The organism is Bradyrhizobium sp. (genome assembly GCF_049581145.1).
Lineage (GTDB): Bacteria > Pseudomonadota > Alphaproteobacteria > Rhizobiales > Xanthobacteraceae > Bradyrhizobium.
On record NZ_JBAURI010000363.1, the window covers coordinates 1 to 8,848 of the forward strand.

Here is an 8,848-nt window from a genome sequence, read left to right on the forward strand (position 1 = left end):
GCTCCCGGTTGCGCGGCTTATTTTCAGGCGCGTTCCAGCAATCGCTTTGCCCTGCCCTCGAGCTCAAGGCGCGCGTCCTGATGGGCCTTGCCGCGGGCAACCGCGGTGATGCCCTGCACGAAATCAAAAATGCTCTCCGGCTTGCGATTTTCCTCGCCCAGAACGGCTTCAATGACTTTCGATGTCTCGGATTTGGAGAACCCGTTTTTGCGCAGAAAACTCTTACGATCTTCGTCGGTGCGGGCGACGATCCGCTGCCGGGCGGCAGTGATGCCGGCGACGAATGGCGCGGGTGAGGAATCGGCAAAGCTCGTCAGCGCCGGTGCCACCTCGTGGGCGAACCGTTGCGCGGCAACTTGGAATGTCGAATGGTGATCTGCTCGAAATTCTCCACGCCCCAGAGATTTCGGTTCATGCAGACGGCGCGGAGCTATGTCCGGTGCCGGACTATGTCCCGACGCGGCTTCAGTATCAGGCAAAGCCGCCATGGTTCAGGACATAGTCCTGGAACCTACAATCCTTTGAGGAACGCGAGTAGCGTGTCCTCGGGCTTGTAACGGCCAGGCATGCCGGTCGGCGGTATGGTATTTTCGAGGATCTTCTCCTTCATCGCGAGGTTGGCCTCGATGTAGATCTGGGTGGTCTCGACCGACTCATGCCCAAGCCAGAGGGCGATGACCGACTGCTCTACGCCTTCATGCAACAGGTCCATCGCCGTGGTGTGTCGCAGCACATGCGGAGTAACGCGCTTGTCGGCGAGCGACGGGCATGCCTTGCTCGCGGTCGCGGCGTGCTTGGCAAGGATGTAGTGCATGCCGTGCGCGCTCAGCCTTCCGCCGCTGGCGTTCGGAAACAGGGGTTGCCCGGTCGCCTTCGCTGGCTCGCGCATCCACGCCGTCAGAACCGCGCGGGTGCTTTTGCTGAGCGGTGTGCAGCGTTCCTTCCGCCCCTTACCGAGGACACGAACATGGGCGCCGACACCCAAATGCACGTCGTCGCGCTGCAAGCCGGTCAACTCCGACAGCCGCAGCCCGGTCTGCACCGCCAGAAGAATCAACGCATGGTCGCGTCGTCCCGACCAGGTGCGCTGGTCCGGCGCCGAGAGCAATGCATCGACCTCGGGTCGGGTGAGGAACGGCACCAGTCCCCGGTCGAACCGCTTGGCGGGGATCGCAAGGACGCGCTGAATCTGACCGGCATGCGTCGGTGCTTCATAGGCGGCATAGCGGAAAAAGCTGTGAATGGCGGTCAGCCGGAGGTTACGGGTGCGCGCCGTGACGCGACGTTGATCTTCCAGGTCGTCGAGAAATGCGGCCACTAGCGGCGCATCGATATCGTCGAGCGCAAGTCGCGATGGCTCCTTGTGCAGGCGCTGCCGTGTGAACGTCAATAACAGCCGAAACGTATCGCGATAGGAAGCGATGGTGTGCGGGCTGGCGCGGCGCTGCCGCACCAGACGCTCGGTAAAGAAGCCTTCCAGCAGCGTGGCGAAGGTCGGACATGCGATCATGACGCATCTCCCCAGCGCTGTTCGAGCCGGGCCATGGCTTGCGTCATCAGTTCCGGCGACAGGCTGAGATACCAGTAGGTATCCTCCACGCGCACATGACCGAGATAGGTGGAAAGCACCGGCATGTCGCGAACCGGATCGCGGCCTTGCTCATACCAGCGCGTCAGCACCTGCGTGGCGAAGCGATGCCGGAAATCATGCAGCCTCGGACCATGGCCGCCGAACTGAGCACGGAGGCCGATACGGTGGGACAAGGCGTAGAAGGCCCGGTGCACCACGCTCGTATCGATCCGCCGTCCGAGGTTCGGCACGAACACATACGGCGAGACGGGGCGATCGAAGAAGCTCGCGCGGCGTTCGAGATAATCGACCAGCACCGCGCAGGTCGAGGCATGGATCGGCACAAGGCGAGATCGGCCTAGCTTGCCATCACGGACGGTCAGCAGCCCAGTATCGAGATCGACATCGTCGATCCGTAAATCCAGTGCCTCGGAAATGCGCAGGCCGGTGACGGCCAGCAATCCCAACAGGCAATGGTACATCCACGGCCGTAGGCACGCGGTCTTGCGCGCGACCGGCATCGCCAACGCCGCCGCCAGAAGACGTTGCACCTCTTCATCGCTATACAAATAGGGCTTCGCGCGCTTGCATCGGTACGGCAGCAATCGCGCCGGGGGAATCTCGGTGCGGAGATCGCGCGCGCCGAGATAGCGGGCGAACATACGGACATAGCCGAGCCGCCTGGCCCGCTCGTTGGGCTGCACCGTATCGGACAGTTGCGCCCACTCCAGCGCCAGCGCGATGGTAATATGGTCTGCTCCGCGTTCGTTCAGGAAATCCACGAAGCGGGGCAGTTGCAGGCCGGCGTCATGAAGCTTGAATCCTAGCGAGCGGCGCAGGTGAAGGTAATCTACCAAAGCGAGATGCAGCGCGTTCATGCGGCTTCTCCCGGCCATGCCACGACAAGGTCTCGCAGTGCATCGATCCCCACGCGCGCATAGATGGCGGTTGCCTGGGGACTGCGGTGTCGCAGAACCTCACCAATCTCCGGAAGCGACGCGCCCTGTTCCATCATCTTGACCGCCAGTGCGTGGCGAAACTGGTGGGCGCCCTTGCGCGGCGTATCGACCCCGGCGCGAGCCAGAGCGTTCTTGACGACCGAGCTGGTGCTATGACTCCGGCTGAGACCGACAAACGGTGCTTTAAGCCGCAGAAAGAGACGCCGTTCGGCAGTGGCAGGACGGCCGTCGCGCAGATAAGCGGCGATGGCTTCGCCCACATCCGGCGGCATCGGCATGAAACACTCGCGCCGGCCCTTGCCGCGTACCCGCAGGCAGCCATTATCCCAGTCAAGATCGTCGAGCTTCATGTAGACGATGTCGCCGGATCGTAATCCTAGGCGCGCGAGTAGCAGCAGGATCGCGCGGTCGCGGAGCTCTCTTCGGCTCGCACCGCTGCAATGCGCGATAACCTGACGCGCGTGCGCTGGCGCGATCGCGCGGGGCATCGGCGGTGTTGTTACCCAGCGAGCGACCGCTGGAACAGCGGCAACCAGCTCCGGCTCAGCTTCGCCGAGATACTGGGCGTAACGCAGAAAGGATCGCAATGCCGTCACGACCGACTTGAGTGTTGGAGGTGACTTGCGCGCCGCCTGTCGCCGTATGTGCTCGATCACGTCGGTGGCGGTGATCTTGGCGAGGCAGACCGTCGCGGTGCCGAACCGGTCGACCAAGAAATCTCGCGCGCCATCACCGTATTGGGCGATCGTTCTTGCTGCCAGGCCACGGTTGTGCCGCAGATGGTGCACGAGACCTTCGATGGTTCTATCGACGGCAGGATAGGTCGAGACCACTGCCAACGGCGCGATCGTCCCGTTCGCTCGAAGATAAACCAGCAGGCCCCGCATGACGCCCAGCTCGTTGCGCCACGGCCGGAGGCGATGTCCGCTTCGGTCTTGATGATAAAGGGCTACACACCGTTCATCGACCGCGGTGAGTGGGATGTTCACCGTCTGAAGCCAGCGGTCGAAATCTACTGCGCGATAGGTTTTTAAATAAGCTGTGTGCCCGCTATAGCCTTGCTCGACCATGAGCGCGAAATGTTGACGAATAGAAGGCGCAAGCGGGCCCGTGGCTTCCTCAGCCAATAGCCTCGCCTCATCATATGACTGGTTGTTCATACCAACTCCTGCTCGGGCGGAAATGCCCGAACAGGAGTCTGCTATGGACGGTGGCGTCTTGGCATCTGTGTGGAAAAGCACCGGCCCCCGCGTTTACGGGACATAGTCTGGCACCGGACATAGCTCCGCCTATGGCCCGCAGGACATAGGCGAAGATAGAAGCTCGCAATCCCAAGCGTCTTGCTGCCGACTTCGCTGTTCCAGCAGTAAAATCCCCGGAAATACATGTCTGATGATCCAACCGGGAGCCGTCCGCTTCGATCGGGTTGGTATCGTCGACCAGAAACAAAAACTCGTCACGGTCGCTGGCATAAAGCGTCGTTGTGTCCTTGGTGACGTCCACAAAGGATTGTGGGTCATGGTCGACCAATCCAGCACTCCCGGAACCTTCCATCTTGTGTCGCCGGTGCCATTGCCTGCGATCTTCATGACGGCGGCAACGAGTTCGTGGTCCCAGATGCGCCCATAGTCCGGCCCGGTGACAGCACGAAGCTCAACGCGTCCGTCGTCGGCTTCCAGGGTTTTGACGAACTCGGCGCGATGCGAGAGCAAGCCGTGTTGCAGGTTGATGGCTGACAACGCTGCAGGGAGTTGCCGCAAATAAGAGGTCGGTGCGCCGACCAGCGTGCACAGCTGGCCAAAGCTCCAATGAGTCGGCGCCACGGGCTCGTCACGTCCCGGGACGATCAAAGCCAGTCGCTCGGAGTTCTCCCGGGTCGCGTCGACCCGGATCGCCCGGCTTTCCACCGTCCGCGCCTGCGCGCGTTCGGCGCGGCCGCGCACCGCCTCATAAAGCTCCGGCAGGTTCAGATAACGTTCGTCATCCGGTCGCGCAAACCACTCCGAGAGACGCGGCCAATCCGCTGGCCGCGCGATACATCCACGCGAAAGCTGCCGAAAACGGGCTGTTGGCCTTGCGACAAAGTCATCACGTTCATGTCGTTTCTCCTTTAAGGCTGAGGTTGAAGCGCAGCGCCGCGCTGCAACCCTGCCCGTCGGCGAGACCGGGGTAGCAAGGGCAAGGGCGGCCGGAGGCGGAGGGGATCACCCGCCCAAAGGGGCGCGCGAAACGCGCGCGTCTGCACGCGCCTCGCCCTCTAAGAGTCATGAGATCAAATGAGAGGCGCGGAAGACCGGGGACACCGCTCCGGCCGGCACGGCTTCGTGCTTTACCCTTGCCCGCGCGAGGGCGGAGCCCATAGCGATCATCACATGAACAGGCAGACCGAAGGTCACTCCTGCCCTCTCTGCGCCGTCGCGGCGATCAGCGCGGAAAAAGCCCCGCCTCCGAAGAGGCGTGGCCGTCGATCCCGTCGGATCATTCGGCGGCGCGGCGGGACCAGATCAGCGTGAAGCTGTCGTCCCCTTCGCTCTTCACCAGCGAGGCGTAGATCGGAGCCGGAAAGCAGGGGTCGTCGAGCTTGACCGAGAGATATTCGCGATCGCTCTCCCGCGCGGTCTTCCTCCAGGCTGCCCCACACTCGATGGCGCCCGCGATGATGCGAAAGTCGGGCGCCTTGTCGTTCTCCTTCTCGGTCGCGACCAACTTGGCCTTGACGTTGAGCGTGAGCGTCTTGATCGATCCGGTGTAGCCGTTGTCCGAAGCGGTGAAGGTGCCGATGGTAGCCATGGTGGTCTTCCTCTGTCGTCGGGCCGCGACCATCGCGACCTCGATGGCGGTCCTTGGCCCGGGGAGCGATCGGCCCGCAGCCGTCAGGCCCGAAGCAAAGTGGAGGACGACGGCAGACGGCTTTTTTGCCCCGCGAGGAATGCCGCGCCTTCGCGGCAGGGGAAAAAAGCCGAGGAAGCCGTTGCGGGAAGGCGATCGAGGCCCTTGCCGGCCCTCGGGCCCGATCCGTCCATCCGAGGTTGCGGGGGTAGGCGCCCGTGAACGAACTGATGGAGACCACCATGACCACCGCAAACATCGACACCCAACGACCTGGCATCGCCGATCGCAGCAAGGCCTGCGCTCACGCATCAAGACCAAGGACGGTGCGACCTGGCGAATGACGGCGCATGCCTACGCCTCGCGGCGCTCCCTGTGGGACGGGCCAAAAAGACCCCAGGGGAGCATGGGTCCAACCTTGGTGACAGACATGACGCCACGCCTGTGTCGACAAACTCGGCGGTGAAACGCGAGGGCGCCGGTTTCGCGCTGATCTGATCCCACGATGGCACCAAATGATCCCACGGGATCGGCGCGCCTCGCCGTCATGGCGGGTCCGTAAAGGCGCTGGTCGCGAAGCCGCTTTCTACAGCTGCCTCAGGTGGAGATCGTTCCAGGCCTTGCTGAAAGGCATCCGTGGATAAGGTGGGGCCATGACGATGCCGCGCGCCCGAAGGGCGCGCGGCCGAAATTTTCGATGGATCCAGGAAAGGGCCGAGACCGCATCGGCGATCCCGGCCCTGCCATCTACGCGGCGGCGACGGAGTAAGCCTCGATGTCCTTTGGCTCCGTTACAGCATCCGCTTGCTGGGACTCGGTGGGTTTATGGGCGGCTCGCGCCGTCCGCAGTGGCGCAGGCAGCCATCCGATTCCGGCCAGCAGTTGCTCGGCGGCTTCCGCCATGGCCTGCTTCTTCATGTTCGCCATCTGGTCGGCAGCCTCATCGCCAATGGCTTCCCGAACGGCTTTGAGAATACGCGCCTTGGTGATGCGGCCGAGATAAGTCCGCACCGTCGGCGGCCAGTAGCCGGTCATGTCGAGTCCCACGGCTTCCGCCAGTTTGTCCGCCGTTGCCAGGGCGCGCGGCTTCCGCTCCCACGGCAGCTTCACCGCATTGACCGTCAGGGCAACGCAATGGGCGAACAGGGCCATGCGGCTGTCGTGATCAAGTTCAGCCACGAAGGTCCACAGAGCGATGACTTCCTGGGGCATCTGCCTCGCCCAGTTGGCGTGGCGATCCGCCCACGCCTTCCCGGCCGCAGTGTCCTCGATCCCGTCCGCGTGCGCTGCCAAGTCCGTCTTGATCGGCTGGATGCCGACAACGTGCGTGTCCGCGCCGAGATAGAAGACTTGCGCCGCAAGCGCGTGCGTGGCGGCAACGAGTGCGATCTCAGGCTGCTCACTCAGATTGAGCCGCAGCCCCAAGGTGCGATGCGCCGTGAGGTCACGAACAAGACTATCCGACAACGGGCGGTCCTCATCGTCCTCGTCGGTGGCGCTCTCATCGTCCCCGTTCTCATCCGGTAGTCCCTCGCTGTCTCCCCCCTCGGTATCGCGGGCCACCGCAGCCTCGTCCGCTTGCCCGGCCTTGGGCCGGGGCTTCTCGTCCCCGGGCCGGATGAAGCCGCGCTCGATCCGAACCATGCCGTCATGATTGAGAATCACGAAGGCACCGCCGCGCGCCATGTCATCCGGATCATAGGCGCCTCGTTTGGCTTCCAGCCGCTCGATGTCAGCTTCAAGCTCGCAGAACCGCGCGTCCACGTGGTCGGGGAGTTCGTCCGCCGTCTGCAGCCATTCCCCGAGACGGTCGACTTCGGACTTTGCTGTCTCAAGGGCCGCTTGATCTTCGGCCGAAAGCTCCACCAGATGCGGTAGGTCCGCCGCATGCCGTGGGCGTGGGGGAAATCGAGATGGACTTCGGTCCATTTCCAGCCCTCCCCCTCCCGCAACGCATCGGCTTCGCGGCCGAGCTTTGCTGTCACCAACCGGTTAAGCAGCGCCACATCCTCGAAATAGCCGCCGCGATCCTCGGTGAAGAGGTCGCGCAGGATCGTGCCACCCGCCTCGGTGTAGGCCTCCACACCAACGAATACCGCGCGCCGGTCCGTGGCCACCACATGGGTCTCGGTCAGCAAACGGCGAATAGTACTGGCGTCCCGGTTATGGGCCAGCCGCCCATAGACCGCTTCCTGCCGGGCGTGATCCTCGGAGAGGGCAAACGCCATCAACTGACCAAGGGTCAGACCGCCATCGCGATAGACCTGCATCAGCTTGGGCGAGACCGAGCCCAAGCGCAGGCGCTGCCGCACCACATGCGCCGTGACGCCGAACCGGGCCGCAAACGCCTCGAACTGGTCGGCGGGATGCATGTTTTCCCGGGTGACGTTCTCATCCAGGCTGATCTCGTGCGGATCGTTTGTGGTGTGGACGATGCAGCGGATCGGCTCGGTCTTCTTGATTTCCTTTCGCTTCACCCGCAGCAGCTGGGCGAGCCGCCTGCCCTCGCCGATGGTGACGAAATAGAACCCGGTGGCCGCGCCCTCCGCATCCAGCTCCGGCTCCACGACCAGATTTGCAGGATGCCCTTCGCGGCGATGCTGGCCGCATAGGCCTCGATAGACGCCTCGCTGTGCGGCGTCTTGCGGGCATTCTTCGGCGACTTCTTGAGCTTGTTGAGCGGAATGAAAATCTCCTTCCCGCTCTCGACAACGGCTTCAACGGATTTTGCCGACATGACTGATCTCCTTTTAGGGCTTGGGTGCAGAGCGCACCTCGCGCCTGCACCCCTGCCCGTCGGCGAGACCGGGGGTAGAAAGTGCCAGGGCGACTCGGGCCGAGGGGGATCACCCGCCCCTCGTGGGCCGCGAGGCACGAGCGGGTCTGCACAAGCGCGTGCCAGATCATTCGAAGATCGGAAAACATGAAAAAGCACGGAAGACCGGGGAGACGGCCCAAGTCGGCGCCGGCATTGGCCGGCGCTTCACCCTGGCGCGCGCGAGGGGCGGAGCCCCATAATACATCACAAGGATAAAGCGTATGGGTGGAGCGCCAGCGGAGACCACTCGCGGGTCGCGAGACCGGTTAAAGGGCAGCCGCAGGAGCGTCAGCATAGCGCCCCCGCAGGCGGGACGCGGGACCGACTGCCCCCGGCGAGCGACTCAAGACCAGCTTCGCGACGTACTGCTATCAATTTTGCATTTATGATTTTATGATACTGTCTCAATGTTGCGCATGTCGATGCACGACGTGCGCATGTTCACTGAGCGAGATCTTTATAGAGGACGACATGGCCAAGAAAGCAAAGAAGGCAAAAAAGACCGCGAAGACAGCTACCAAGAAGGTGGCAAAGAAGACCTCAAAGAAAAAGAAGTAGTCGTATCAGCGACTGAGAAATCGCCGCCTCCGGGTCGCAACCCGGACGCAAAGCGAAACCTCTCCAAAGCATCTGAATGTCGGGGCCGTTCGGGATCACGGCAAGGCACCATAA

Annotated in this window: 5 protein-coding genes and 3 pseudogenes; 1 reads left to right on the plus strand and 7 read right to left on the minus strand. The window is 63.0% G+C overall.

All coding sequences use genetic code 11. From position 1 onward, the window contains the following. Window positions 1-23: 23 nt before the first annotated feature. From WCB02_RS11790 to WCB02_RS11820, 7 genes and pseudogenes are all read right to left on the minus strand, one after another. Window positions 24-430, minus strand: a pseudogene (locus WCB02_RS11790) (DUF932 domain-containing protein); the annotation flags it as partial. A gap of 81 nt (window positions 431-511) precedes the next feature. Beyond that, window positions 512-1,510 carry a site-specific integrase gene (locus WCB02_RS11795; protein ID WP_423958357.1) on the minus strand — a complete coding sequence of 333 codons (999 nt, stop codon included), beginning with the start codon at window positions 1,508-1,510 and terminating at the stop codon, window positions 512-514. Next, window positions 1,507-2,448, minus strand: coding sequence for a tyrosine-type recombinase/integrase (locus WCB02_RS11800; RefSeq protein ID WP_423958358.1), 942 nt, complete (start codon window positions 2,446-2,448; stop codon window positions 1,507-1,509). Before WCB02_RS11800 ends, WCB02_RS11795 begins: the two co-directional genes overlap by 4 nt. Continuing rightward, complete coding sequence (locus WCB02_RS11805) at window positions 2,445-3,689, minus strand: tyrosine-type recombinase/integrase (protein ID WP_423958360.1); 1,245 nt, start codon at window positions 3,687-3,689, stop codon at window positions 2,445-2,447. The genes WCB02_RS11800 and WCB02_RS11805 overlap by 4 nt, the downstream gene beginning before the upstream one ends. Before the next feature lie 149 nt (window positions 3,690-3,838). After that, window positions 3,839-4,627: pseudogene (locus tag WCB02_RS11810) on the minus strand (DUF932 domain-containing protein); the annotation flags it as partial. Window positions 4,628-5,007: 380 nt separating this feature from the next. Beyond that, entirely contained in the window at window positions 5,008-5,319 is a 312-nt protein-coding gene (locus WCB02_RS11815; RefSeq protein ID WP_423958362.1) for a DUF736 domain-containing protein, read from the minus strand. A 786-nt stretch (window positions 5,320-6,105) separates the two neighbouring features. Then, window positions 6,106-8,095 (minus strand): annotated as a pseudogene (locus WCB02_RS11820) (ParB/RepB/Spo0J family partition protein). A 488-nt stretch (window positions 8,096-8,583) separates the two neighbouring features. Here WCB02_RS11820 and WCB02_RS11825 point away from each other — a divergent pair. After that, on the plus strand, window positions 8,584-8,848 hold a 265-nt coding region (locus WCB02_RS11825), incomplete at its 3' end, for a hypothetical protein (RefSeq protein WP_423958363.1).

What these genes read in the sequence shown, in the direction of transcription:
- WCB02_RS11795 (WP_423958357.1), bottom strand. Translation starts at nt 1,510, where the DNA reads ATGATCGCATGTCCGACCTTCGCCACGCTGCTGGAAGGCTTCTTTACC.
- WCB02_RS11800 (WP_423958358.1), bottom strand. Translation starts at nt 2,448, where the DNA reads ATGAACGCGCTGCATCTCGCTTTGGTAGATTACCTTCACCTGCGCCGC.
- WCB02_RS11805 (WP_423958360.1), bottom strand. Translation starts at nt 3,689, where the DNA reads ATGAACAACCAGTCATATGATGAGGCGAGGCTATTGGCTGAGGAAGCC.
- WCB02_RS11815 (WP_423958362.1), bottom strand. Translation starts at nt 5,319, where the DNA reads ATGGCTACCATCGGCACCTTCACCGCTTCGGACAACGGCTACACCGGA.